Here is a 26,166-nt window from a genome sequence, read left to right on the forward strand (position 1 = left end):
GGCTCTTTTGTTGCCGCTTATCGCTGCCTTGCAGCTTTGCGCCTGCTTACTTGGTGCGGGTACCGACCACTTCGACGGTCACGCGGCGGTTCTTGGCGCGGCCTTCGGCAGTGTTGTTGTCGGCGAGCGGCTGGCTTTCGCCCTTGCCTTCGGTGTACACGCGCGATGCATCAATGCCCTTGGAGACGATGTAGGCCTTGACCGCTTCGGCGCGGCGCAGCGACAGGCGCTGGTTGTACGCGTCCGTGCCGACCGAGTCGGTATGGCCGACGGTGACCATCACTTCCGTGTTCATCCCGGCCAGCTTGGTAAGCAGGTCGTCCAGCGCTGCCTTGCCTTCCGGCTTGACGACCGACTTGTCGAAGTCGAACAGCGCTTCAGCGGCGAACGACACCTTTTCCGATACCGGCACAGGGGCCGGCATTGGTGCCGGCTGGGGCGCGGGCTCGACCACGACCGGCGCGGCAACCGGCGCCGGCGGTTCCACGTAGACCGGCGCGGCGGCAGCCGGACGACCCATCTTGTAGACCAGGCCAATGGTGGCCACATCGATGTCGCCGCGGTTGCCGACGGCGTCCTTGACGCGGAAGCGTTCAAGTTCGGCGCGCGCTGCCAGCGCTTCGTTGAACTTGTACTCCAGACCGAGGCCGACTTTGGCACTCGTATTGCTCTGGCTATTGTTCGGACTGGTCACGGCATTGAGGCGGTTGCCCGAAAACGTGGTCTTGGTCTTGGCGTACTGCGCGCCAATCCGGGCCAGCACCGAAAAGCGCTCGGTGATCGGCAACTGACCCACCAGGTCCAGGTTGACGCCATGGATGCGCGCCTTGCCGGCCAGCGAACCGTCCGACGTGGTGGCGTTGAAGACGAAGTCGCCCAGGTCGAAGTAGCCCGCCTCGAGCGCAAAATTGCGGCTCAGCTGCTTGCCGCCGAAAACCTTGTAGGCAATGGCGTATTTTTCATCTTTGGTGAAGGCCGTCACGGTCGAGCCATTACTGGCCAGCGCGCTGCGAATGCGCGCCTCGTCGATGGTTGCTTGCGAGCCGCCGATGCCACCGCCAACGTACCAGGCGTGGTTGGCCCAGTCCGGGTTGACGAAGGGCTCGTCAGCAGCAAACGCAACCTGGCTGGCCAGCAAGGCGCAACCGATGGCGCTTAGCGCGCCCACTTGTTTTAATAGTTTCATGTTCTGCTTTCGGGAAGTGTGCGTGGCTTATTTGTTGATCTTGTTGCTGGCGAGCGTGACGGCCGCTTGCGACAAGACGCGACCGTTGAACAGGTCGGTGTTGTCGCCAACCGTGATGGCCGACGCCTGGCCCAGGATCGAACCCTGAAAGTGACCGTTGGCGCCCAGCGTGGTGGCGCCAACCGGCACCCAGAACACTTGCGACGGATCGGCATTGATCGTGGCGACGATCGCGCCGGCCACTGAATCAAGCGTCATCTTGGTGCGGAAAATATACACGCCGGGACCGTTCAGGATCAAGGTGCCGGTGATGCTGATCGCGCCGTCGTAGCAATACACGCCAGGCGGCAGAATCTTGCCGCCAAGATCAACGCCGGAAGGCGAGCTGACGGTGCAGGTGCGGCTGTTGGCGTCGGTGATGGCAGTCGTCAGTGAGGCCAGGCCGTTGGTCAACTCAGGACCGGCGACATAATTGAAAAAGCCCGGCAACACGCGCGGTGGCACGGTCTGCGATGGCGAACCGACGTCGCCGCCGATGATCGTGGTGACGTTCGAGTTGTTGGTCAGCGCGGTACCAGCGAGGACGGCGAAATTGGTGGCGGCGCCCAGGTTGACGGTGTTAAGCGGAATTGGCAGTACCACGGGCGGTGCGACTGGCGGCACAACAGGTGGAATTGGCGCGCCTGGCAGCGGCGGCACTGGCGGCACCGGCGGCGGCGGCGCGACCACGGTCAGCACTGCGCTGCCGCTCAGCAGGCCGCTGGTGGCGGTGATCAACGTCTGTCCTGGGACCAGGCCGGTGGCAAGGCCGGTCGGGGAGACGTTGGCGACCAGGACGTTCGAACGCGACCAGGTCACCGGCGCGGTGATCGGGGCGAAGGTGCCGTCCGAGTACGAACCGGTAGCCGTAAATTGCTGGGTGGATGCCGACAGGATGACCGGTTGCGCGGGCGCGATGCGGATGCCGACCAGGTCAGGCAGCACGGTCAGCGCTGCCGTGCCGGACTTGGCGCCATAGTTGGCGGTGATGTTAGTATTACCGCCCTTGATACCCGTGGCAAGGCCCGTAGCCGCACCGACGCTGGCGACGGCCGGCGTGCCCGCAACCCATTGCGACAGTGTCGTCACATTGCGCGTGGTGCCGTCGGCATAGCTGGCCGTCGCGGTGTATTGCTGGGTGCCGGTCATGCGAATCGTGGCCGTGGCCGGGGTCACCGCCACGCTGACCACGCTGGTGCCGTCCAGGCCAAGGATCGGATCGCGTCCGTTGTCGCCCCCGCCGCAGGCGGACAGGAACGTCGTCAGGATCAGGCCTGCCGCGCAAAATAAAGTTCTGGTGCTTTTTGTGACGTTCATGGTGTTTCCTTAGCGTGGTCACGCATTGATGTGTAGTTCTGAGGATTACACTATTGCTCATTGACAGCCTATCTATCTGTTCGGCACCGCACTTAGCAATTGCCTAAAAAAGATATTTACCACCACAACAACAAAAAACACTGCGACGGTGCGAGGACGATATAGTGCCGCTGCACCGTCGATCCTTTTGCAACAGCCACGCACGGGGCCGTAAACGACAAAAGCCGCCGGGCGAGCCCGGCGGCTTTTTGAACTAATGATGAAAAATTAGTTCGTCGTGGTACGGGTACCAACAACTTCAACGGTTACGCGACGGTTCTTGGCGCGGCCAGCTGCAGTTTTGTTGTCAGCGATTGGCTGGGACTCGCCCTTGCCTTCGGTGTAGACGCGCGATGCATCAACGCCTTTGGAGACGATGTAAGCCTTGACAGCTTCAGCACGTTTGATCGACAGCTTCTGGTTGTACTTGTCCGAACCGACGGAGTCGGTATGGCCAACGGTAACCATGACTTCGGTGTTCATGCCTTGCAGCTTGTTGAGCAGGTCGTCCAGAGCAGCTTTGCCTTCTGGCTTGACAGCCGACTTGTTGAAGTCGAACAGCGCTTCAGCAGCGAACGATACTTTTTCCGACGTTGGCACTGGCGCTGGTGCCGGTGCCGGTGCTGGCATTGGTGCTGGTGCCGGTGCTTCTGCAACTGGCTCTGGTGCTGGCGGCGGCGTGTAGACCACTGGCGCTGCTACCGGACGACCGAGCTTGTAGACCAGGCCGAGCGACATCAGGTCGACGTTGGCTTTGGTGCGGATGCTGTCGTCGAGGCGGGTGCGCTCGTATTCAGCGCGCATTGCCAGCGCTTCGGAGAATTTGTATTCCAGGCCCAGGCCGACTTTACCAGCGGCGCCTTTTTCGGTTTGGTTGCCACGGCCAGCGTTACGAATGCCAGTGTGCTCGGTCTTCGCTTCCATGTACGCTACGCCCAGACGGGTGTAAGCCGAGAAACGCTCGGTGAATGGCACCTGGGTGATCAGGTCCAGGCTCACGCCGCGGTATTTGATGTTCGCGCCGGCGGTGCCGATTTGCGAGTTGCTCGTGAACGTGGTTTCGCCCAGGTCCGAGTAACCAGCTTCAACGCTGAAGAAGCGGTTCAGTTGCTTGCCGACGAACAGGCGATAGCCAACGTCCTTGTCGTCGCTGCTGAACGAGCTCAGCACGACAGCGTTGGTTGCCAGCGAGCGGCGGGTATCGTCCACGTTCAGGTTGCCCTTGGTCTGGCCGACCGATGCGCCGATATACATTGCGTGGTCAGCCCAGTCAGGGTTGACGAATTCGGTGCTCTGCGCGCTCGCGCCATGGCTCATCAGGACTGCTGCGGCAGCAATCGCGGTCATCGATGCAACTTTTGTTGTAAATTTCATGTTTTTTCTCTCGCTAGTGTGGTTTTGGGGGCTCGCTAGGACTGATTCGTAGCAGAGTACATATTATTCCTTCTTATCAACTACAACTCGGTTCGTTACCGAACATAACAACTTGTTCACGTGTCGATTTCGCAAAAATACAACACTTTCAAGTTGTTCGCAAGCTTAGCTGAGTTCTCCGGCCGCGGCGCGTACCGCTTTGAGCAACAGCTCTGCTCCCGGAGACAACAGATGATCCTTCTGGCGGATGATACCGAACGCATCCATTTTGCACGGCAATTCTATAGGTAAAACGCTAATCACGTTCAGGGACGCGTAATAGTGCGCCACATCGACCGGCATCACGTGCAGTGAATCGGTCTGCTGCAGCAATGCCGTGATCAGCAATAAAGCAGTGGTATCGACAACATTGACAGGCACGTCCAGGCCCGCGCGGCGAAACATCATGTCGAATCGGTGGCGAAGGATACTACCGTGCGGCGGCAAAATCCAGGCCTTGTCATAAATATCTTCCAGGCTCAGCTTTTCGACCTGCAGCAAGGGATGGCCCACGCGCACCACGGCGCAGGCCGGCTCCTCGGTCAATTCCTCGTACACCAAGCCCGAAGAATTCTCTTTTTCAAGGATGCGCCCGATCATGAAGTCGAGCGTGCCGCGCTGCAGGCGGTCGAGCAGCACATTGCTCGCTTCCACATGCGCCTCGATGCGCAGCATCGGCGCCACCTTCTTGACGTTGGCAATGGCGCGCGGCAGCAGCGACATGGCCGGCGTCATGATCACGCCCACTTCCACCTGCCCCGCCAGCCCGGCCTTGAGGGCGACGATGTCGTCGTGCGCCAGCGCCAGGCTGGTCAAGGCCATGCGCGCATGGCGGATCATGGTTTCGCCATACATGGTCGGCTCCATGCCGCGCGGCAGGCGGTCGAACAGGCGCACGTCGAGCATCTCCTCGAGATCCTTGACCTGCTTCGAGGCAGCCGGCTGGGTCATGTGCAGTTCGTCAGCGGCGCGGTGAATGTTGCGATGGTCGTCCAGCGCAATGAGCAGCAGCAGCTGGCGCGTTTTCAGGCGCGCTTTCAAGAACCAATTGGGGTTGAGGGTATCCATCATAAAATTCTACCCGCAATCCATATCGAGGATGCGAAACCGATATAACTATTCATATCACTTGCAGCCAGGCGCCGGGTTGGCGCGGGGACCGGCAGCGCTTTGCGCCACCAGGCCGATGCGCCCGTCCTTGTCGTAATGCAGTTCCTCGACGGCGACGGAACGGCGAAATTCACCGCCGCCCTTCAGCTTGGCGTTGTGGTAAAAAATGTACGACTTGCCATTGAAGTCGATGATCGCCTGGTGAATCGTCTTGACGCCCTCGTTCTTGTCCATCACAACACCCTGGTAAGTCCACGGCCCGGCGGCGCTGTTGCTGGTCGCATACACCGTCTCCTCCGGGAAAAAGCGCGAGTACGTCAGGTAGTACGTCTTGCCGCGTTTGTGGACATACGGCGCTTCCGTGAAATCCTTGATGTCATGGCTCAGGATCGGGCCGTCCAGTTCGGTCATCGAGCGTTTCAGCTTGGCGTACTTGAGCACCGTATTGCCCCAGTACAGCCAGGCCTGGCCATCGTCGTCGACAAATACGCCCGGGTCGATATCGTCCCACATGATGGCGCTCTGCTTGGTCATGTCGTTGGTGACCAAGGCGGTGCCGCGCGCGTCCACGAACGGCCCGGTCGGGCTGCTGGAGACGGCCACGCCGATTGCCTTGCCCGGCACCGTCTTGTGATCGACCGTTGCGTAAAAATAGTACTTGCCGTCGCGCTTGGCTACGTCGCCGGCCCACGCATCGCGTCCGGCCCATTTGAAGGTCGAGTACTGCAGCGGCGAGCCATGGTCGGTCCAGCGCTGCATGTCGCAGCTCGAGTACACGCGCCACTCGTTCATCAGGTAGTCCTTGCCCCCTTCGCGCGCTTCGTCGTGGCCCACGTACAGGTAGACCCTGCCCCCGTCCACCAGCGCTGCCGGGTCGGCGGTAAAGATATCGGTAACGAGCGGATTGCCCGCGTGCGCGCACGCCGCGGCCACGCCCAGCGCCAGTGCGCAAAGTGTCTGCTTGATCATATATTCTCCTGTTGTGTTTTTTATGTAGGTCTGGCGTTGCTGATATTACGTTTGCAGCCGGCGCGCGGCGCCCATTGCCATCAACCGCTGCACGGCGCAAAAAAGGAACAGCAGCGCGCCGATGACGATCCGGGTCCACCACGAACTGAGCGTGCCGTCAAAGGCGATCAGCGTCTGGATGGTGCCCAGCACCAGCACGCCCGACAGCGCGCCGGCGATGTAGCCGTAGCCGCCCGAGAGCAAGGTGCCGCCGATGACCACGGCCGCAATCGCATCGAGCTCGGCGCCCTGCGCATGCAGGCCGTAACCGGAGAGCATGTAGAACGAAAACAGCACCCCCGCCAGCGCCGCGCAAAAGCCGGACAGCGCATACACCAGCACCTTGGTGCGGCCCACGGGCAGGCCCATCATCAGCGCCGACTGCTCGCTGCCGCCGATCGCATACACGCTGCGTCCGAAAGCGGTGTAGTGGGCCAGCCAGACCGCCAGCGCCAGCATCGCCAGCGCCACCAGCGCGCTGGGCGAGACAAAGCCGCCCAGCAGCGCAAACTGGGCCTGCGACATCGACAGGTAGAGCGGGTCGTCGATGGTGATCGAATTGATGCTGATCAGGTAGCACAGGCCGCGCGCCAAAAACATGCCGGCCAGCGTTACGATGAAGGGCTGCAGCTTGAAGGCGTGGATCAGCAAGCCCATGGCGCCGCCGAACAGGGCGCCGAGCACCAGCACGGTGATGATCACCAGCGCCGGCGGCCAGTGCGCCACGTTGAGCAGCCAGGCCGATATCATGGTCGCCAGCGCCAGCACCGAGCCGACCGACAGGTCGATCCCGCCGGACAGAATCACAAAGCCCATGCCGATTGCCAGCACCAGCAGGAAGGCATTGTCGATCAACAGGTTGAACAAGACCTGCACCGACAAAAAGCCGGGATAGGCGACGCCGCCGATGGACAGCATTGCCGCCAGCAGCGCAAGCGTCACAAACGGAGTAAAAAGCGGGGTAAAAGCCGGGGACTTCATGCGCTCCTCCGCGAAAAAAGCTGTTTGAACTGGGCCGATTGCGACAGGCACACCAGGAACACCACCACTGCCTTGACAACCATGTTGACCTCGGGCGGCACGCCCAGTGAATAGATCGTAAAGGTAAGCGTCTGGATGATCAGCGCGCCGATCACACTGCCCACCAGGCTGAACTTGCCGCCGGCCAGCGACGTGCCGCCCAGGGTGACGGCCAAAATGGCGTCCAGTTCGAGCAGCAGGCCGGCGTTGTTAGCGTCGGCGCTCTTGATGTTCGAGCTGACCATCATGCCCGCCAGGCCCGCGCAGGCAGCGCAAAACACATACACGAACACGATCAGCGTGGCCGTTCTCAAGCCGGCCAGCCGCGCGGCCACGGGGTTGATGCCGACCGCCTGAATAAAAAGGCCGAGCGCCGTCTTGCGCATCATGAATGCGATCGCCGCAAACACCAGCGCGACGACGGTCAGCGAAAACGGCAGCCCGAGGAAGTGGCCCCCGCCCAAGAAGAAGTAGGGTGTGTGATACACCGTGATGATCTGGCCGTCGGTGAGCAACTGCGCCAGGCCGCGCCCGGCCACCATCAAGATCAAGGTGGCAACGATCGGCTGCAGGCCGAGCGCGGCCACCAGCATGCCGTTCCACAAGCCGCACAGCAGCGCCACGCCCATGGCCGCCGCCATCGCCCACAACAGCGGCGTCTGGGCCTCCGGCCCGCCGCCCACCAGCACGGCGGCCACGCTGCCCGACAGCGCCACCACCGCGCCCACCGAAATGTCGATGCCGCGCGTGGCGATCACCAGCGTCATGCCGAGCGCAGCGAGCATCAGGGGCGCGGCGCGGTTGAGAATGTCGACAATGCTGCCGTACAGGTGGCCATCCTTGAGCGAGAGCTGCAGAAAGCCGGGAATGGCCAGGATGTCGATCACCAGCAGCAGCGCCAGCGCCGCCAGCGGGCGAAACAGCGCATGCTGCAGCACCGATGGCGAGCCGGCTGCGCGCGCGCTCAAGCTACTCATGCCGCCTCCCCTGCGATTACTTGCAGCACCGAGCTGTCGTCAAGCTCGCCGCGCTGGTACTCGCCGCAGCCTTGACGGTCGCGCATGACCAGCAGCCGGTCGCTGCAACGCAGCACTTCGGGCAGCTCCGACGAGATAAAGAGAATTGCCATGCCCTTGCGGCACAGTCCACTGACGTAGTCCATGATTTCCTGTTTGGCGCGCACGTCGATGCCGCGCGTGGGTTCGTCGAGGATCAACATCTTTGGCGAGGTGACCAGCCAGCGCGCCAGCAGCACCTTTTGCTGGTTGCCGCCGGAGAGCGATCCGATCGGGGTTTCAATGTCGGCCGTCTTGATGCCCAGCTTATGCACGTAGTCGAGCGCCATCGCCTCTTGCACCTTGCGCGGAATGGCGCGCAGCAGGCCGGCGCGCGCCTGCAGCGCCAGGATCAGGTTTTCGCGCACCGACAGTTCAAGAATGGCGCCTTCATGCTTGCGGTCTTCCGAACAAAACGCGATGCCCTGGGCAATCGCGTCGCGCGGGGTGGCAAACGCGCGTTCGGCGCCGCCCACCTTGATGGTGCCGCCGTCGGCGCGGTCAGCGCCAAACAGCAAACGCGCCGTTTCGGTCCGGCCCGAGCCGAGCAGCCCGCACAAGCCGAGGATTTCGCCGGAACGCAGGGAAATGTCGAGCGGCGCCAGCGCGCCCTTGCGGGCCAAGGCGCGCGCCTCGAGAAAAACGTCGCCCGGCGCGGCGCTTTGCAGCGCGCCCGGCGCGTGGTCAAAGTCCTCTGCCGCGCCGATCATCTTGTTGACCAGGGCCAGGCGCGACAGTTCGCTGCATGCGTACTCGCCTTCGCGCTCGCCATTGCGCATCACGGTAATGCGGTCGGAGATGGCGTAGGTCTGGTCCAGGAAGTGGGTCACGAACAGGATCGCCATGCCTTGGGCGCGCAGCTTGCCCAGGACCCGAAACAGCAGCTGCACTTCGGCCTCGTCCAGGCTGGACGTGGGCTCGTCCAGAATGAGCACCTGGGCCGACACATTGAGCGCGCGCGAAATGGCCACCATCTGCTGCACCGCCAGCGGATAGGCCGACAAGGGCGCGCTGACGTCGATCTTTACCTCAAGCTGTTCGAGCAGCGTGGCCGCGCGCGCGCGCATCGCGCCCCAGTCGACCATGCCAAGCTTGCGCGGATAGCGGCCAATGAAGATATTTTCGGCGACCGACAAATTCGGGCACAGGTTCACTTCCTGGTAGACGGTGCTGATGCCCAGCTTTTGCGCGTGCGCCGTGGACGTGGGCCGGACTTCCTGCCCGTACAGCGTGATGCTGCCCTTGTCGGGCGCGTACACGCCCGTCAAGACCTTGATCAGGGTCGACTTTCCCGCCCCGTTCTGGCCCATCAGTGTGTGCACTTCGCCCGGAAACAGGCGCAGCGCCACATCGTGCAGCGCACGCACGCCGGGGAACTGCTTGCAGATACCGCGCAGCTCGAGCACCGGGGTGGCAAGGGTGCCGCTCATGATCAATATTTGCGGTTAGGCAGTTCGCGCGCCGCCGTCTCGGCCGGGAACACGCCTTCGACAACGGTGATGCGCCTGGCGACCGGCTTGCCGGCGGCAACCGCCTGCGCCGCGGCCATCAGCTGGGGCCCCAGCAGCGGGTTGCATTCGACCGTGACGTTCAGTTTGCCCGCAGCCATGGCCTGGAATGCGCCCTTGACGCCGTCGATCGAGATCACCAGGATGTCCACACCCGGCTTCAGACCCGCTTCCTCGATCGCCTGAATGGCGCCGATGGCCATGTCGTCGTTGTGCGCGTACAGCACGTTGATCGACTTGCCCTGGGCCTTCAGGAACGCTTCCATCACTTCCTTGCCCTTGGTGCGGGTAAAGTCGCCGGTCTGCGAACGCGTGATTTTCAGGTTGGCTTTGCCGGCGATGACTTCTTCAAAGCCTTTTTTACGATCGATCGCGGGCGCCGAACCGACGGTGCCTTGCAGTTCGACGATATTGAACACTTTGCCCGGCGTTTTGGCCGCGCGCTCCACCAGCCAGCGCGCGGCGCGCCGGCCTTCTTCGACAAAATCGGAGCCGATGAAACTCGCGTACAGCGACGTGTCGGTGACGTTCACGGCGCGGTCGGTCAGGATGACGGGGATCTTGGCGGCCTTTGCTTCGCGCAGCACCGTTTCCCAGCCCGATTCGACAACCGGCGAAAAGGCAATCACGTCGACCCGCTGCGCAATAAAGGAGCGGATTGCCTTGACCTGGTTTTCCTGGCGCTGCTGGGCGTCGGCAAAGCGCAGCGTAATGTGCTGGGCGCTGGCCGCTTCCTTGATCGAACGCGTGTTCGCACTGCGCCATTCGCTCTCGGCGCCGACCTGCGAAAAGCCGATTACCAGCGGTTTGGCGGCCATGGCCGGAAAGCTGGCGGCGCCGATCAGGGCGGCGGCGAGGATGGTGCGGCGTGTGAGTTTCATGCTGGTCTCCTGTGGATTTTTATTGTCCCAATGGTAGGAGAAAGCGACATAGCGAACCAATCAAATTTTGCGCAAAAGATATATCGAAATTGATATCGCAAAAGCGACCCGGATTTCATCAGATGGTGAAATTCAACTACAATTCAAACCGGTTTGGCGGTACTATCTGATAAATTTTTCAACGAAAACGCGTAGTTCAATTACGGAGACAGTATGAAGACCATTCCCCGCGTGCTCAGCGCAGCCTCCCTTGCCCTGGCCTGCCTGCCAGCCTTGGCGCAACATGGCGCGAACGCGGCTCAGCCACCTGCCACGATGGCGCACGTCGCGTGGTCGCGCAACGCCAACATCTACGAAGTGAACATCCGCCAGTTCACCAGGGAAGGCACGATCAACGCCTTTGCCGCCGATCTGCCGCGCCTGAAAAAGATGGGCGTCGACATCCTGTGGATCATGCCGGTGCAGCCAATCGGCCAAAAGAACCGCAAAGGCTCGCTGGGCAGCTACTACGCGGTGCGCGACTACACGGCCGTCAATCCGGAGTTTGGCAGCATGGCCGACTTCAAGGCGATGGTCGCGCAGGCCCACAAGCTGGGCATGCACGTGATCCTGGACTGGGTCGCCAACCACACCGCCTGGGACAACACCTGGGTCGCGCAGCACAACGACTGGTACAAGAAGAACGAGAAAGGCGACATCTTCCCCGTCACCTTCAACGAAGGCGGCAACGTGGAATACTGGACCGACGTCATCGCGCTCGACTACACCAAACCCGCGCTCTGGCAAGGCATGACGCAGGCCATGGCGTTCTGGCTGCGCGAAGCGGACATCGACGGCTTTCGCTGCGACGTTGCAGGCCTGGTGCCGGTCGCATTCTGGAACCATGCGCGCGCCGAGCTCGACAAAATCAAGCCGGTCTTCATGCTGGCCGAATGGGCCGAGCCGGCGCTGCACGAACAAGCCTTCGACATGACGTACGACTGGGCGCTGGCCGACATTTTCAAGAAGGTCGGCAAGGGGAACGCCGACGCGCGCGACATCGTGGCCTACATCAGCAAGCCGGAAAAGGTATTTCCCTCGCACGCAATGCGCATGCTGTTCACCAACAATCACGACTTCAATTCCTGGCACGGCACCGACCGCGCACTGTATGGCCCGGCCTACCAGGCGCTGGCCGTGGTGGCGGCCACCCTGCCCGGCATGCCGCTCATTTACAACGGCCAGGAGTCGGCGCTGGACAAGCAGCTCGCATTCTTTGAAAAAGACCCGATCGCTTGGGACAGCTATCGCTTGACGGATTTTTACAGTGGCCTGCTCAAGGTCAAGCGCGACAATCCCGCCATGGCCAACGGCCAGTATGGCGCGCCAGCCACCTTTAGCGCGACCGGCAACGACAAGGTACTCGCCTACAAGCGTGTGCTCGGTACCAATGTCGTCGAGGTGGTGGTCAACCTGTCGGCAGAGCGGCAGTCGTTTACGCTGGACGGCGCCAAGGCCGCGCCGCTGGCGGCATGGACCTGGCGCATCAAGACGAAGCAGTAAGCGACGCAGTAAGCGCTAGCGCATCAGCCGCAGGCCGTACAGGCCTCCGGCGATCGACCCTTCGCGCGCGACAAAGCGCACCACCAGCTTACCTTGCGACGCCGCACTCACGGCCGACGGAATGGCGAAGTCCCGCTGGTACAAGACGGCGTTGGCCTGTTCTTCGAGCGTGACGGCGGCGATCGGCGTGCCATTGACGACAACGTCGAAGCGCCGCCCTGCATCACCCGCGGCAAACGTCAGCCTGAGCGATGTCGCTTCCAACACGGGATCGTTCAAGGTGTAGCTGAACCACTTGCTGGCGTGGCGCCAGCGCCCGGCAGGCGCCAGGCCCGCGTCGCCGCCTTCGGCCTGGTAGGCGTGATCGGACTCCGGCTGCTGTTCGCCGGGGGCCACCTGGTCGATCGTGCGCGCGTCCACTGCGCGCTGCTGCGCCTGCGCTTCGGCAATCGCCGGCGCTCTGGAGGCAAGTGCACCGGGCGTCGAATACGGCCAGTACAGCATGTAGCGCGCGTCGTGCAGTCTGAAAAACGGGATCAGGCGCAGCGCACCGGCATTGTCGCCTTTCACCAGGCCGCGCATCGTGAAGGTCAGCGGCTCGCCGGCCACCGGTTTGATTTTTCCGGCGAACGCGCGCGTGTCGCTGACAAACACGGGCGCAGCTTCCAGCGGACAGACCGGCCCCTGCGCGATATGGCCCATGCGGGTATCGTCGGCCGCAAAGTTGAGCTTTTCATCAGCGAACAACTGCGTTTTCGCCGCCAGCACAATAGGCCCGTGCAGTACCGCGTAGTAGTCCGACTTGTCGGGCATCTGTTCAAGCGTGGTCGTCATCGGCACCCGGATGTCGACCCGGTCGCCTTGGCGCCATTGGCGCTGCACGCTGACGTAACTGCCCGGCGCGGCGGCGATATTGAGCGCCCTGCCGTTGACCCGCACCTGCATGCGCCCCTTCCCCACCCAGCCCGGATAACGCAGCTTAAGCGTAAAGGCGCCATCGCCATCGATGGTCAGGCGGCTGCTGTCGCGATCCGGAAAACCGGTCGACTGCGTCAGCCGCACGTTCTTGGCGCGCCAGTACAGCGTGGACGGTGCGAACAGATTGACGATCAGCGCGTCGCCATCGTGCGCATAAATAAATTCGCCGTACTTGGACTGGCTTTCGATGCCGGAGCCAACGCAGCACCACATCGCCTTGTCCGCCTGCGAGTACACGCGGTAATGGTTCGGGCGCATCGGGGTGAAGTAGACCAGGCCGCCGTCACCGGGTCGTTGCGACGACAGAATGTGGTTGTACAGCGCGCGCTCGATATAGTCGGCGTAGCGCACCTGCCCGCCGCGTTCGAACAGCATCTGCGACAGGCGCAGCATGTTGTAGGTGTTGCAGGTTTCGGGGCCTTCCACTTCGCTGATCATGGATGCAAAGTTCGTGGCGTCGTGGAAGTGCTCCTTGACGCTGTTGCCGCCAATGGCAACCGTGCGCCGCTCGCGCACCGTGGTCCAGAAAAATTCGGCAGCGTCGAGCCACTTGCGTTCGCCCGTCACTTCGCCAATGCGTTCAAAGCCGATGACCTTGGGGATCTGGGTGTTGGCGTGCATGCCGGTCAATGCATCCTGCCCTGCTGCCAGTGGTGCAAGGATCGCGTTGTGCGAAAAGCGCCGCGCCAGCGCCAGGTATTTTTTGTCGCCGGTCAGCTGGTAGACGTCGGCAAAGACTTCGTTCATGCCGCCATGCTCGCTGCGCAACATGGTTTGCATCTGTTCGTCGCCAAGTTTTGCGGTAAGCGTGATGGCCCAGTCGGACAGCGCAACGAGCATCGCGCGCGCCTCTTCGCTGCCCGCGTAGCGATGGGCGTCGCGCAGGCCTGCGTAGAGCTTGTGCAGGTTATACCAGGGCACCCACTTGCCGTTGACCGAAAAATTATCCGCCTCCAGTTTGCCCATGGCGATCGCCTGCCACGCTGCGGCGCCGCCGGGAATGCCGCCCAGGTAGCCATTGCCGTTGGCTTGCTGGCACGCCTTCAATTCGGCGATCGCGTATTCCAGGCGCTTGAGGACGTCGGCGTCGCCGGTGGAGGCGTACATCAGCGCCATGGCAGACAGATAGTGCCCGCCCATGTGACCATCCAGACCGCTCGCTTCCCAATTGCCGTAACTGGCCTGCCGGGCCGGCAAACCCGCTTCGCGCCTGAAGGGCGCCAGCAGGCGATCCGGGTCGAGCGACATCAGGTAGCTGCGGTTGGTGTCCTGGGCTTGCAGGAAGGGGCCGCCGGTCAGCCGCACATCGGCCAGCGGAAAACGCTGCGCAGCGCCAGCCTGAAAGGTGGCTGCGGCCAGTATCAACGCCAGCGCTGCGTGCCTCATTTCACCTGCTTGCCCTGGTAGCGGTCAAGGTCGAGCGGGTCAACTGTCGGCCAGCCATCCTGGTCCCATTTGATGTCGGCGATCTTGAGCTTTTGCTTGTAATCGTCGGCAGTTTCATAGGCGTGCATCACCATCAGGTCGCGCCCGTCGATAGTGTAGGCGCTGTTGTGGCCAACGCCCTTCCATGTCGCGTTGCCGCCAATGACGGGCGAGCCGCCGCCGTGGTTCATGTCCTTGCCGCTGCGGTCCAGGTAAGGCCCGGTAAGCTGCCTGGAGCGACCCACCACGACCCGATAGGTAATCTCCTGCTTGCGGCAGCACAGTCCCCATGACACGAACAAATAGTAATAGCCATTCTTTTTCAGGAGGTGCGGCCCTTCGACTTCATTTGGCGTCGCTTCGGTATCGGGCAACTCGTGGCGCGCGAGCGCATGCCACACCTGCGGCTCGGCCAGGCGCGTGCGAGTTGCGTCGAGCTTGACGATCTTGATGCCGCTCCAGAACGATCCGAAAGCCATCCACGCATCGCCCTTGTCGTCAACGGCGATGTTGGGGTCGATCGCATTCCAGTTGTCGCGCGCGGGCACCGACTGCAGCACGATACCCTGGTCGGTCCACCGGTAGCCGGGCGCGCGCGGGTCGAGCGTGGGGTTGGTAGTCACGCCGATGGCCGACGCGTTCTTACCAAACCCCGACACCGAGTAATACAGGTAGTATTTACCGTTGTAAAACTGGATATCGGGCGCCCAGATATGGCCATCAAAATTGGGCGCCGCCTGTTTGGCCCAGCGCGGATCTTGCTTGAAGATCCGGCCCTCGTCGCGCCAATTGAGCATGTCGGTCGAGCTGTAGAAGCTGATGCCCGGCCCGGTACTGAACAGGTAGAACGTCTTGCCTTCCTTTGCCATGACCGGGTCGTGCACGCTTACCGGAGCGGCCTGGCACGCGGCCAGCCATAACGCGCCGGCGCTGCAGGCAAGGGATCGGATCAAACCATGCATGTGATACTCCTTGGGTGACTCAGGCGCCGGTCCGCACGCCCCAGACGGACACGCCGTCTGCAGCTTGTGCGGTGAATGTTACGACAAAGCGCTTGGCATTGGCGTTGAACTGGCGCGACAGCACGCCGTTGAACGTCGCCCCGCCCGTCAACATCAGCTGGACCTTGTTGCCGCCCCGGTGCGTCCAGGTGCCCGCCACCGCGCCCGATACCGCGCCGCCCGCCTCCAGCCGGATCGCCTGCGCGGTCCTGGTCGCGGCCGTGATGTCCTTGCCATGGTTGATGAACTGGTAGCTGCCCTGCGCCTCGGCGCTGGTCACATCGGCCACCAGCGGCACGGCGCTCTTGCTCAGCGGAGCATAACGCAGGGGCGCTACCACCGGCCAGCCATCTTCGTTGACGAACATTTCATGCACGCGGATTTCGTGCTGCTCGCCGCGACCTGGGAAACGCGTATGGAAGAACAGGAAGTACTGCTGCGTGGCCGCCTCGTAGCGCGCCGAATTGTGGCCGGCCGACACGTAGCCCGAGGTCACGCCCGCTTCGCCCACGCCCGTCGTGAACTGGTGGTTGCCAAACAGCTTCTGGCCGTGCGGCGCGATGCTCGCGTCGTCGAACAGCGGCAGCGCCGGATTGGCCTTGACGCTCGCCATGTCGGTACCCTTGGCATCCACATACGGCCCGTTCGGGCTGCGCGAGCGTGCCACGCGCATATTGTAGGCGCCATTGGCGTCAAGCCCGCCAAAGGACGTGAACATGTAATAGTAGTCAGACTGCGGGCTGTACATGACGTAGGCGCCCTCGATGCGCGAATGGTTCCCGCCCATCAGGTGCTTGCCGTAGCCCTGCCCGGCCAGCGGCATGCCGGTCGCCTTGTCCATCCCCATGATGAAAATGCCGCCCGAGTAGGAGCCATAGATCATCCACAGCTTGCCTTCCTTGTCGCGGAACGTGTTCGGGTCGACCACGTTGGGATGGATGCGCGCGTCGTAGATCGCGCCGTCCGGGCTGGCCTCGCCCCACATGCCGGACTTGATGAACACGCCCTTGTTGACGTACGGGCCTTCGATCTTGTCGGCCACCGCCAGGCCCAGCGCCGATCGCGGCGAGTCGCCCTTGCAGGTGTTGTAGTAGAAGTAGAACTTGCCGTCGTCGAGTTGAATGACGTCAGCCGCCCACAGGCCCGTGACCTGGGACCAGGCAAATGCCTCAGCCAGCGCCGTGGTCACGTTGGCGATCAAGGGGTTGCTGTTGTCGACGCCATCGGCGATCTTGGTCCAGTTCATCAGGTCCGTGCTCTTGGCGGCGGCCAGGTGCGAGCCGAAGACATAGTAAGTGTCACCGCTCTTGATGACCGACGGATCGTGGACCGACGCTTCGGTAAAGGCAAGTAGCGTATCGGGAACGGTGGAACCCGGTGGCGTGACCACGGGTGGCGTCACTACGGGTGGGGTCACTACGGGTGGGGTCACTACGGGTGGCGTTACCACGGGCGCCGGCGCGGAAGAACCGCCGCCGCCGCCGCCGCCGCCGCCGCAGCCGGCGGCCAGGATTGCTGCAGCAAGTGCGCAAGCGCGCATAGTCAGTGGTGTGCGCATGTTCAGTTCTCCAGTGCGACGACGATCACGGCCTTGGCAGGCACACTGATGGACAGCTTGCCGTCGGCGCCGCGGGCGCTGAACGGGGCCGGCTTGACTGCCTGCGGATCCTTGAAGGTGTTATGCGCATCCATCGCCGCGGCGGTCAAGACGCGCCCGCTGGCGGCGGCGAGCTTCTGGCCTGCCAGGTTCACCGTCACCTCGGTTGCCTTTGCCGGATCGGTATTGACCAGCGCCAGGTAGACCTTGCCGTCCTTGGCGCGCGCAGCCGACACGCTAATGCCGGGAATGCTCGCGTCGCCCAGCTTATAGGTGGTGTTGCCCGTGACGGCAACCGGCAGCGATGTGGCGTCCTGGAACGGCACGTACATCTGGAACGCGTGGTAGGTCGGCGTGAGCAGCATCTTGTCCTTGTCGGTCAGGATCATCGCCTGCAGCACGTTGATCATCTGCGCGATGTTGGTCATGCGGACCCGGTCTGCATGCGCGTGGAAGATGTTGAAGTTGAGCGCAGCGACCACCGCATCGCGGATCGTGTTTTGCTGGTACAAAAAGCCGGGCGTGGTGCCCTTTTCAACGTCGTACCAGGTGCCCCACTCGTCCACCAGCAGGCCGATCTTTTTCTCGGGGTCGTTCTTGTCCAGCGCGGCCACGTTATTGACGATCATCGAATCGATCTTCAAGGTGTTCGCCAGCGTAGACATCCATTCGCCTTCAGGAAAGCCGGTCGCCATGCCCTTGCCTTCCCATTTTCCGGTCGGGATGGTGTAGTAGTGGAAGCTGATGCCGACGGTCTGGCCCTTGAGGCCCTTGCTCAGCACATCGGTCCACTTGGTGTCGTAGTCATTGCCGCCGCTGGCGATCAATTTAGGACGGCTCTGCTCCGGCGCCTTCAGAAAGGTCGAGTAATTTTTGTACAGGTTGGTGTAGTGCTCCGGCGTCATGTTGCCGCCGCAGCCCCACGCCTCATTCCCGATCGCGAAGTAATCGACCTTGAATGGCTTGTCGCGGCCATTCTTGCGGCGCAGGTTGGCCAGCGTCGACTTGCTGTCGGAAGTCATGTACTCGACCCAGTCAGCCATTTCCTGCACCGAGCCGGAGCCCAAGTTACCGTTGACGTAGACTTCGGCGCCCAATTGATCGGCCAGCTCGAAAAATTCATGGGTGCCGACCGCATTGCTCTCTTCCACGCCGCCCCAGTTGGTGTTGACCTTGACCGGGCGCTTGGCGCGTGGGCCGACCCCGTCCTTCCAGTGGTATTCGTCGGCAAAGCAGCCGCCCGGCCAGCGCACCAGCGGCACATGCAGCTGTTTGAGCGCGCCAATAACGTCCTTGCGCCAGCCCTTGACGTTCGGGATCTTCGAGTCGGGGCCCACCCACATGCCTTCGTAGATGCCGGTGCCGAGGTGTTCGGCAAACTGGCCGTACACATTTTTGTTGATGACCGGTCCCGGCTTGGCCGCGTCGATCGTGATGCTGACCTGGGCCATGGCCGCCCCTGCCGTGATCAATCCTGCCATACCGATAATGGCGATGCTGTGCTTGATGATGTTCATGCGTGTCTCCTGATTATTTCCTGATTCTTATTTGAATACAGCCACGAAACCGCCGTGTGCCTTGATGGTGATGCTGGCCTTGCCGCCCGCGATGTCGGACCGGGTGAATTCACGCTCTGTGGCGCCGTCCGCAATCAGTACACCCTTGCGCTTGCTCAGAAAGGAAAGGTCGAGCGCAATCGTCTTGTCGGCATCGTCCGCGTTCAAGCCCGCCACGTACCACGCCTTGCCGGCCTTGCGCGCGATGACCACATGGGCGCCGGGGTAGCCGTCGACGAACTTGCTGTCGTCCCAGCTGCGCGGTAGCGCTTGCAGGAAGCTTTTGACGTAGGCGGGCACGCTGGCCATGCCCGTGGGCGTTTCGGCAAAGTGCTGGATGCCGGACAAAAACAGCACCGATTCGGCCAGCTCGAAGCCATTGCGCGTGGCGCGCTTGATGTTGGGAATATCGCCGAACACCATGGGTGTAAAGTCCATCGGGTCGAACAGGTTACGGGCAAACGGCAGCATCGCTGCGTGCCGTACCACGGCATCCTGGTCCACCTGCGTGAAGGTCGTAAATTCCAGTCCCTTGATCGCTTCGGCGCTCATCAGATTGGGGTAAGTGCGCGCCCAGCCGCGCGGCAGCGTGGCCCCGTGGAAGTTGACCAAGAGGCCCGCATCGGCCGCGTCCTTGAGCAGCGCGATGTAGTAAGCCATGACGGAGGCGCCGTCACCCGGGAAGAAGTCGATCTTCACGCCCTTGATGCCCATCTCTTTCAAGCGCGCGAATTCCTTCTTGCGCTGGTCGGCCGTGAGCAAGGCGCCTTTGGGCGAATACTCGGTCTGATTCCACAGGCCCGACGAGTTGTACCAGACCAGCACGCCCACGTTCTTGCCGGCGCCGTACTGCGCCAGTTCGCGCATCTTGTCGTAACCGATCTTGCGGTCCCAGTCGGCGTCGACCAGTGCATAGTCCCACTTCATGTCGGCCGCGTAGTCGATGAACTGTTTCTGGACGTCGTAGACGGTGGCGTCGTCCTTGAGCAGGGCCCAGCTCCACGCGGCGTGGCCGGGCTTGACTTTCGCTTTGTCGAAAGCGATTGCCGGCGCCGCCAGGTCGGTGCCCAGGGTCGAGTCCATCACCGTTGGCAGGGAACCGAGCGCGATCAGACGCCATGGCGTGACCAGCGTTCCCGTCACGTCGGCCAGCACGGCACCGCCGGTAAATTTTTCGTCCGCCATCGGCAGGCCGATGCGATAGGTGGCGTCGGGCGACTCGGCCTGCAGGCGCGAGGCATGAAAGCTGCCATCCATGTCCGCTTCCGACAGCGCCACCCAGGTGTCGCCCGTCTTGAACAGCGCCGGGAAGACCCAGCCGGCTTTCGATGGCGAGGTGGTGCCCGCCGCGATGTCGCGCACGTAGTGTTCTTCGTAGGCTGGATTGGTGTTTTTCCAGCCGGTCTGCGCGACCTGCATCGGCTGCAGCCAGGCTTTGGCCGAAGGCGCAAAGGCAAAGCTGGTCGCTTCGCTGACAAACTGCTTGCGCCCTTCCCCCTTGACGATGTAACGCAGCGCCACGCCGTCATTGGAAACGCGCAGCACCACGTCCATGGCCTGCCCCGCCCCATTGCGCACCGTGAACACCTGCTCGTTGGCGCGGTAGCTCACGTGGCGCCGTTTGCCAACCGCCATCTCGTACTGTTCGCTGACAGCCTTGACGCTTGATGTCTGCGCCAGAGTGAGCTTGCCGGCCAGGTCGGCGCCGGCCAGTTGCAGGCCCAGGGTCGATGGCAAGATCACTGGCGCCCCGTTGCGCTGAACCGAATAGGTCAGCGTCTGCTGCGCGTCGAGGGCCACCTTGACGCTAATGCGGCGATCGGGACTATCGAGGGCGTGGGCCGGAAATGCGCTGGCGACGAGCGCGGCGAAGACGGATTTGTGGATGAGGTTCATGCTGCGCTGCCTTATAGGTGACGTGCGAAGGCCCAGCGACCGCAACGGCCCCGGGCAACTGGCAAAGCTGTAGATTTAGATCCAGCCGGCGTCGACGACGAAATCCTGGCCGGTGCACATGGCGCTATCGTCGGAGGCGAGGAACAGGGCCATGGCCGATATATCGTGCGGCATCAACAGCCCCGGCAAGCACTGTGCGCGCTTGATTTCAGCCTTGCCCGCATCGTCCACCCACAGGTCGATCTGGCGCTGCGTCATGACCCAGCCGGGCGTGAGCGTATTGACGCGGATGCCGTGCGCGCCCAGGTCGCGCGCCAGCCCGCGCGTGAGACCCACGACTGCAGCCTTGGTCGCGCAGTAGACCGGATAGCCGCCGTTCATGGCGTGATACGACATGGACGAGACGTTGATGATCGAGCCGCCGCCCTTGGCCTTCATGCCTTCGAGGACCGACTGGCAGGTAAAGAACATGGGGCGTTGGTTGATCGCGATGCGCTGGTCGTAGAAGTCGACAGTGACGTCTTCGGCCTGGTGGCGCTGGTCGTTGGCGGCGTTATTGATCAGCACATCGAACTCGCCCAGCTTGACGGACAGTTCGTCCATCGTCAGCTGCAGCGTATTGATGTCGGTGATGTCGCAAAAGCGAAATTGCGGACGCACGAAACCGGCCGCGCCGATCCGCTCGCACAGCGCTTCGCTCGCTTCGCGCACGATATCGACAAAAGCGACGATGGCGCCCTGGGCGGCAAAGGCGGCGACCATGTCTTCGCCAATGCCGCTGCCCCCGCCGGTGATGAATACGCGCTTGCCTACAAGGCTTGGGTAGGTGGCTTTTTTCATGTTACTGGTCTCCTGCTTGTTTTTATAGTGGTCAAACGCGCTGCATCAATCGTGGGTCATCACCCCGTCGCGCCGGCGCCAGATCGCGCCGGCGTTTTCATCGCGCAGGGCCTGCGGCAATAATGCCTGGGGCAAGTTCTGATAGCAAACCGGGCGCAGGAAGCGGGCGATCGCGGCCGTGCCGACCGAGCTGCTGCGACCGTCGGAGGTGGCGGGGAACGGCCCGCCGTGCACCATCGCCGTCGACACTTCAACGCCGGTGGGCATGCCGTTGGCCAGGATGCGCCCGACTTTGCGCTCCAGCACCGGCAGCAGCGCCCGCACTTGTTCCAGATCGGCGTCATCCATCTGCACGGTGGCGGTCAACTGCCCTTCCAGCATTTCGGTAATCGCGCGCATTTCGTCAACGTCGTCGCAGGCCACCAGCAGCGAAGCCGGCCCAAAGATTTCGGCGTGCAGCGCATGCTCGGCCATGAATGCCTTGCCGGTGGTGCGAAACAGCGCCGGGCTGCCCTTGCCTTCCGCGTGCGCGGGCGCCTTGAGCTGCTCGACAGCGTCGTGCGAACCGAGCATGTGCACGCCGCGCTGGTACGCAGACGCGATGCCCGCGGTGAGCATGGTGCCCGCTTCGATGTCGGCCAGCGAGCGCGCGGCCTGCTCGGCGAAAGCGTCAAAGTCGGGACCGGCCAGCGCCAGCACCAGGCCGGGATTGGTGCAGAACTGCCCCACGCCCATTGTCATGGAACCGGCAAAGGCGGTGGCGATCTGCACGCCGCGCGCGGCCAGCGCATGCGGGAACAGGAAGAAAGGATTAATGCTGCTCATCTCCGCATACACGGGAATTGGCTGCGCGCGCGCGGCGGCGACAGCCATCAGCGCGGTGCCGCCCGAACGCGAGCCGGTAAAGCCGACTGCCTTGATGGCGGGATGGGCCACCAGGGCCTGGCCGATGCCGTTGCCGGTTCCAGTCAAGAGCGCGAACACGCCGGCCGGCAGTGCGCACAGTTCAACCGCCTTGACGACAGCGCGCGCCACCAGCTCGGACGTGCCGGGGTGGGCCGAATGGGCCTTGAGGACCACCGGGCAGCCGGCCGCGAAGGCAGCAGCGGTGTCGCCGCCGGCCACCGAAAACGCGAGCGGGAAATTACTGGCCGCGAAAACGGCGACCGGGCCAAGGCCGATCATGCGCATGCGCAGATCAGGGCGGGCCATTGGTTGACGGTCCGGCAAGGCGCTGTCGATGCGCACATCGGCCCACGAACCTTCGCGCAGCAAGTCGGCGAACAGCTTGAGCTGGCCGACCGTGCGTCCGCGCTCACCTTCAAGGCGCGCGCGCGGCAGGCCCGATTCGGCCATTGCGCGCACGATCAGGTCGTCGCCCAGGGCCAGGATTTGCACGGCGACCGTCTCCAGGAAGCTGGCGCGCGCCTCGTTGCTGGTGGCGCGGAAGGTGTCGAAAGCGCCTTCGGCAAGGCGGCATGCTTCATCGATCTGGGCCGCATCGACCATGTAGATGGCCGGTTCGATCGCTGCGCGCAGGGCCGGGTTGAAAGCCTGGAAGGAACCGCCATTGCCGCGGACCTGGCGCCCGTCAATCAGTGCGTCACCGGTGATCATCATAGGGAGCTGACTTTCGTAAAAGTGGATTGTTCGACCGTGAGGCTGTTGCGCAGCGCCGGACCGAAGGCTGGCGCCTCGACCTCGAACGTCTCGCCAGGGAGCACGGTGATGTTGTCGGCCACGCTCAGGGTGGCGGTGCCGAAGAAATGGATATGCACGTCGCCCGGACGATTGAACAGGCCGTACTTGAAGTGGTGGTACTCGAGGTTGGCGATACTGTGCGACATATTCTGTTCGCCGCTGACGAACGCCTTTTCCCAGCGCACCTGGCCGTCCACGCCATAGATGCGCGAGGTGCCTTCCACGTGGTCCGGCAGCTCGCCCACCAGCAGCGCGGCGCCAAGACCGCAATTGCGCAGCTTGGAGTGCGCCAGGTACAGATAGTTCTGGCGTTCCGTCACGTGGTCGGAAAACTCGTTGCCGATCGCGAAACCGAGGCGGTACGGCTGGCCGTCGTCGCCGATCAGGTACAGGCCCGCGATCTCCGGCTCCTCGCCGCCGTCGAGTGCGAACTCGGGCATTTGCAACGGCTCGCCGTCGGCGCGCACGATCGAACCGTCGCCCTTGTAGAACCACTCGGGCTGCACGCCGCGCTGGCCTGCTGCCGGCTTGCCGCCTTCCACGCCCATGCGGAACATCTTCATGCTGTCCGACAGCGTCTCGGCGTCGCCGCCGATTTTCTTGTGCATGGCGTCGCGCGTGTCGGCGCTGCCAAGGTGGGTCAGACCGGTACCGGTGACGTAGCAGTGGGCCGCGTCGTCATGGTCGAAGGGCGCCAGCGGCGTGATGTTGGCGTACGCATGCTCCGTGCTGCCGGCGCTGGCCTGGGCCAGTTCGGCCAGGCCGGTCTTGCTGCGAATGGCCTGCTGGCCCAGCGCGTAGGTGCTGGTAAAACCATCGATCTCGCGGATCGCTTCGTGCTCGATGATGCCGACGCGGCGCTCGCCGGCGGCGTTCTTGAATTGAATGAGTAGCATGGTAGGTCCCGGATCAGTGAGAGTGGCGCGGCACGGCCGAACCGCGGCTGCCGAGCAGGAAGTCGAAGTCGCAGCCTTCATCGGCCTGCAGCACATGGTCGATATACAGCTTCTGGTAGCCGCTGGTCGCGGTCGGCGCCTGAGTGCCGGCGCGCGCCGCCAGGCGATCGGCCATTTCTGCATCCGAGATTTCAAGGTTCAACACGCCATTGGCGCAGTCGAGCGTGATGAAGTCGCCATCCTGGACGATACCGAGCGGGCCGCCCGCCATCGCTTCAGGGGCCACGTGCAGCACCACGGTGCCGTAGGCGGTGCCGCTCATGCGCGCGTCCGAAATGCGTACCATGTCGGTGATCCCTTGCGCCAGCAGTTTGGGCGGCAAGCCCATGTTGCCCACTTCAGCCATGCCGGGGTAACCCTTGGGGCCGCAGTTTTTCATGACCAGGATCGAGTTCGCGTCCACGTCCAGATCAGGGTCGACAATGCTGCGCTTGTAGTGATCGAAGTCTTCGAACACGACGGCCTTGCCGCGATGCTGCATCAGGTGCGGCGAGGCGGCCGACGGCTTGAGCACGGCGCCGCGCGGGGCCAGGTTGCCGCGCAAGATGCAGATGCCGCCGTCTTCGATCAGCGGCGTGACCAGCGGGCGAATGACTTCATCGTCGTAGATCGGTGCGTCTTCGCAGTTTTGCCACAGGCTCTTGCCGTTGACGGTGAGCGCATCTTTGTGCGGAATCAGGTTGCCATCGCCGAGGCGGCGGATCGCGCCCGGCAGGCCGCCAGCGTAATAAAACTCTTCCATCAAAAAGCGGCCCGACGGCATCAGGTCGACGATGGTCGGCGTGCCCTTGCCGATCGTGGTCCAGTCTTCCAGTTCGAGCGGCACGCCGATGCGCCCGGCGATTGCCTTCAGGTGGATCACGGCGTTGGTCGAGCCGCCAATGGCGGCGTTGACGCGGATCGCGTTCTCGAATGCTTCGCGGGTCAGGATTTTTGACAGGCGCAAGTCTTCGCGCACCATCTCGACGATGCGGATGCCCGACATGTGGGCCAGCACATAGCGGCGCGAATCGACGGCCGGGATGGCGGCGTTGTGCGGCAGCGACGTGCCGAGCGCTTCGGCCATGCAGGCCATCGTCGAGGCGGTGCCCATGGTATTGCAGGTGCCGGCCGAGCGCGACATGCCCGATTCGGCCGACATAAATTGGTGCAGCGTGATGGTGCCGGCCTTCATCTGCTCGTGCAGCTGCCAGACGGCGGTGCCGGAGCCGATGTTCTTGCCGTTGAGCTTACCGTTGAGCATCGGGCCGCCGCTCACGACGATCGTCGGCAGGTCGACACTGGCCGCGCCCATCAACAGGGCCGGCGTGGTCTTGTCGCAGCCGACCAGCAGCACGACCGCATCCATTGGGTTGCCGCGGATCGATTCCTCGACATCCATGCTGGCCAGGTTACGGGTAAGCATCGCCGTTGGGCGCAGATTCGATTCGCCGCTGGAAAAGACCGGGAACTCGACCGGAAAACCGCCCGCTTCGAGGATACCTTTTTTGACATACTCCGCCAGTTGGCGGAAGTGGGCATTGCAGGGGGTCAGTTCAGACCAGGTGTTGCAAATGCCGATGATCGGCTTGCCGTGGAATTCGTGATCGGGAATGCCCTGGTTCTTCATCCAGCTGCGGTACATGAAGCCGTTTTTATCCTGGCTACCAAACCATTCAGCAGAGCGCAGAGTAAGCTTTTTCGTCTCAGACATGTATTTCTCCTAGTTGTTCTGGCCGTATCGAAACGCATGTCGTCGTTCGGCTGGCGATGGAGAAATAATAGAGACTCTTGAGATGCCTTTCCAATCAATTTTTTGCAAGTATTGATACTGAAATCGGTATGAATCATCCAAAATCCACTCCGGGCTCAGTTTCCTCGCAGACACGAGCTCTACCGTCACGCCTTGATTTCGTGCTTTAAAACGCAGTTTTCCTCGGAGGGATGAGTGTCATGGCGCCACCCTAATGCGCGATCTGCGTAGCGCTTCGCCGCTCGGCTGCCGGTCGAGCATGGGCGCCGATTTCCGTCATGCTAATGCGGTTGACCCATACGCGGCCAAGACCTCGTCACGCAAGGAAAATTGTTGCTTAGATTTAGTCCAGGGAGTCGGACGATG

The 26,166-nt window shown here is 62.7% G+C and carries 18 protein-coding genes and 2 pseudogenes; 1 reads left to right on the forward strand and 19 read right to left on the reverse strand.

From position 1 onward, the window contains the following. Positions 1-46: 46 nt before the first annotated feature. The 10 genes and pseudogenes from ACP7D4_RS15055 to ACP7D4_RS15100 all read right to left on the reverse strand — a co-directional run bounded on the left by ACP7D4_RS15055 (position 47) and on the right by ACP7D4_RS15100 (position 10,576). Entirely contained in the window at positions 47-1,186 is a 1,140-nt protein-coding gene (locus tag ACP7D4_RS15055) for an OmpA family protein (protein ID WP_426104998.1), read from the reverse strand. Between the two features lie 27 nt (positions 1,187-1,213). Continuing rightward, complete coding sequence (locus ACP7D4_RS15060; protein ID WP_426209864.1) at positions 1,214-2,542, reverse strand: ice-binding family protein; 1,329 nt, start codon at positions 2,540-2,542, stop codon at positions 1,214-1,216. A 267-nt stretch (positions 2,543-2,809) separates the two neighbouring features. Continuing rightward, positions 2,810-3,253 (reverse strand): annotated as a pseudogene (locus tag ACP7D4_RS15065) (OmpA family protein); the annotation flags it as partial. Positions 3,254-3,298: 45 nt separating this feature from the next. After that, a pseudogene (locus tag ACP7D4_RS15070) lies at positions 3,299-3,955 on the reverse strand (outer membrane beta-barrel protein); the annotation flags it as partial. Positions 3,956-4,120: 165 nt separating this feature from the next. After that, positions 4,121-5,062 carry a LysR family transcriptional regulator gene (locus ACP7D4_RS15075; protein ID WP_426105092.1) on the reverse strand — a complete coding sequence of 314 codons (942 nt, stop codon included), beginning with the start codon at positions 5,060-5,062 and terminating at the stop codon, positions 4,121-4,123. A gap of 57 nt (positions 5,063-5,119) precedes the next feature. Then, a complete protein-coding gene (locus tag ACP7D4_RS15080; protein WP_426104995.1) occupies positions 5,120-6,073 on the reverse strand; it encodes a glycoside hydrolase family 43 protein in 954 nt (317 codons plus the stop codon). A 45-nt stretch (positions 6,074-6,118) separates the two neighbouring features. After that, on the reverse strand, positions 6,119-7,093 hold the full coding sequence (yjfF, locus tag ACP7D4_RS15085) for a galactofuranose ABC transporter, permease protein YjfF (RefSeq protein WP_426209866.1): 975 nt from the start codon (positions 7,091-7,093) through the stop codon (positions 6,119-6,121). Beyond that, positions 7,090-8,109 carry an ABC transporter permease gene (locus ACP7D4_RS15090; protein WP_426209868.1) on the reverse strand — a complete coding sequence of 340 codons (1,020 nt, stop codon included), beginning with the start codon at positions 8,107-8,109 and terminating at the stop codon, positions 7,090-7,092. Before ACP7D4_RS15090 ends, yjfF begins: the two co-directional genes overlap by 4 nt. Then, a complete protein-coding gene (locus ACP7D4_RS15095; protein ID WP_426209870.1) occupies positions 8,106-9,617 on the reverse strand; it encodes a sugar ABC transporter ATP-binding protein in 1,512 nt (503 codons plus the stop codon). Before ACP7D4_RS15095 ends, ACP7D4_RS15090 begins: the two co-directional genes overlap by 4 nt. Positions 9,618-9,619: 2 nt before the next feature. Further along, complete coding sequence (locus tag ACP7D4_RS15100) at positions 9,620-10,576, reverse strand: ABC transporter substrate-binding protein (protein WP_426104989.1); 957 nt, start codon at positions 10,574-10,576, stop codon at positions 9,620-9,622. A gap of 213 nt (positions 10,577-10,789) precedes the next feature. Between ACP7D4_RS15100 and ACP7D4_RS15105 the strand changes: the two genes are divergently transcribed. Then, entirely contained in the window at positions 10,790-12,118 is a 1,329-nt protein-coding gene (locus ACP7D4_RS15105) for an alpha-amylase family glycosyl hydrolase (RefSeq protein WP_426104987.1), read from the forward strand. Positions 12,119-12,133: 15 nt separating this feature from the next. On the opposite strand, the gene ACP7D4_RS15110 is transcribed toward ACP7D4_RS15105, so the two are convergent. From ACP7D4_RS15110 to ACP7D4_RS15150, 9 genes are all read right to left on the reverse strand, one after another. After that, a complete protein-coding gene (locus ACP7D4_RS15110; protein WP_426209872.1) occupies positions 12,134-14,482 on the reverse strand; it encodes a beta-L-arabinofuranosidase domain-containing protein in 2,349 nt (782 codons plus the stop codon). Beyond that, the gene (locus ACP7D4_RS15115) at positions 14,479-15,483 is read right to left on the reverse strand and encodes an arabinan endo-1,5-alpha-L-arabinosidase (RefSeq protein WP_426209873.1); all 1,005 of its coding nucleotides are present in this window, start codon (positions 15,481-15,483) and stop codon (positions 14,479-14,481) included. Before ACP7D4_RS15115 ends, ACP7D4_RS15110 begins: the two co-directional genes overlap by 4 nt. A gap of 19 nt (positions 15,484-15,502) precedes the next feature. Beyond that, complete coding sequence (locus tag ACP7D4_RS15120) at positions 15,503-17,080, reverse strand: glycoside hydrolase family 43 protein (protein WP_426209875.1); 1,578 nt, start codon at positions 17,078-17,080, stop codon at positions 15,503-15,505. Positions 17,081-17,082: 2 nt separating this feature from the next. Next, the gene (locus tag ACP7D4_RS15125) at positions 17,083-18,636 is read right to left on the reverse strand and encodes an alpha-N-arabinofuranosidase (protein ID WP_426104981.1); all 1,554 of its coding nucleotides are present in this window, start codon (positions 18,634-18,636) and stop codon (positions 17,083-17,085) included. A 27-nt stretch (positions 18,637-18,663) separates the two neighbouring features. Beyond that, on the reverse strand, positions 18,664-20,571 hold the full coding sequence (locus ACP7D4_RS15130; protein ID WP_426209877.1) for a glycoside hydrolase family 97 catalytic domain-containing protein: 1,908 nt from the start codon (positions 20,569-20,571) through the stop codon (positions 18,664-18,666). Between the two features lie 75 nt (positions 20,572-20,646). Then, positions 20,647-21,411, reverse strand: a complete 765-nt coding sequence (locus tag ACP7D4_RS15135; RefSeq protein WP_426104977.1) for an SDR family NAD(P)-dependent oxidoreductase — start codon at positions 21,409-21,411, stop codon at positions 20,647-20,649. Positions 21,412-21,456: 45 nt separating this feature from the next. Next, on the reverse strand, positions 21,457-23,031 hold the full coding sequence (locus tag ACP7D4_RS15140) for an aldehyde dehydrogenase (NADP(+)) (RefSeq protein ID WP_426104976.1): 1,575 nt from the start codon (positions 23,029-23,031) through the stop codon (positions 21,457-21,459). After that, entirely contained in the window at positions 23,028-24,008 is a 981-nt protein-coding gene (gene araD1, locus ACP7D4_RS15145; protein WP_426209879.1) for an AraD1 family protein, read from the reverse strand. Before araD1 ends, ACP7D4_RS15140 begins: the two co-directional genes overlap by 4 nt. A gap of 13 nt (positions 24,009-24,021) precedes the next feature. Continuing rightward, complete coding sequence (locus ACP7D4_RS15150; RefSeq protein ID WP_426209881.1) at positions 24,022-25,761, reverse strand: IlvD/Edd family dehydratase; 1,740 nt, start codon at positions 25,759-25,761, stop codon at positions 24,022-24,024. Positions 25,762-26,166: the final 405 nt, after the last annotated feature.

The organism is Massilia sp. TWP1-3-3, from assembly GCF_049897805.1.
Classification (GTDB): Bacteria; Pseudomonadota; Gammaproteobacteria; order Burkholderiales; family Burkholderiaceae_D; genus Telluria_A.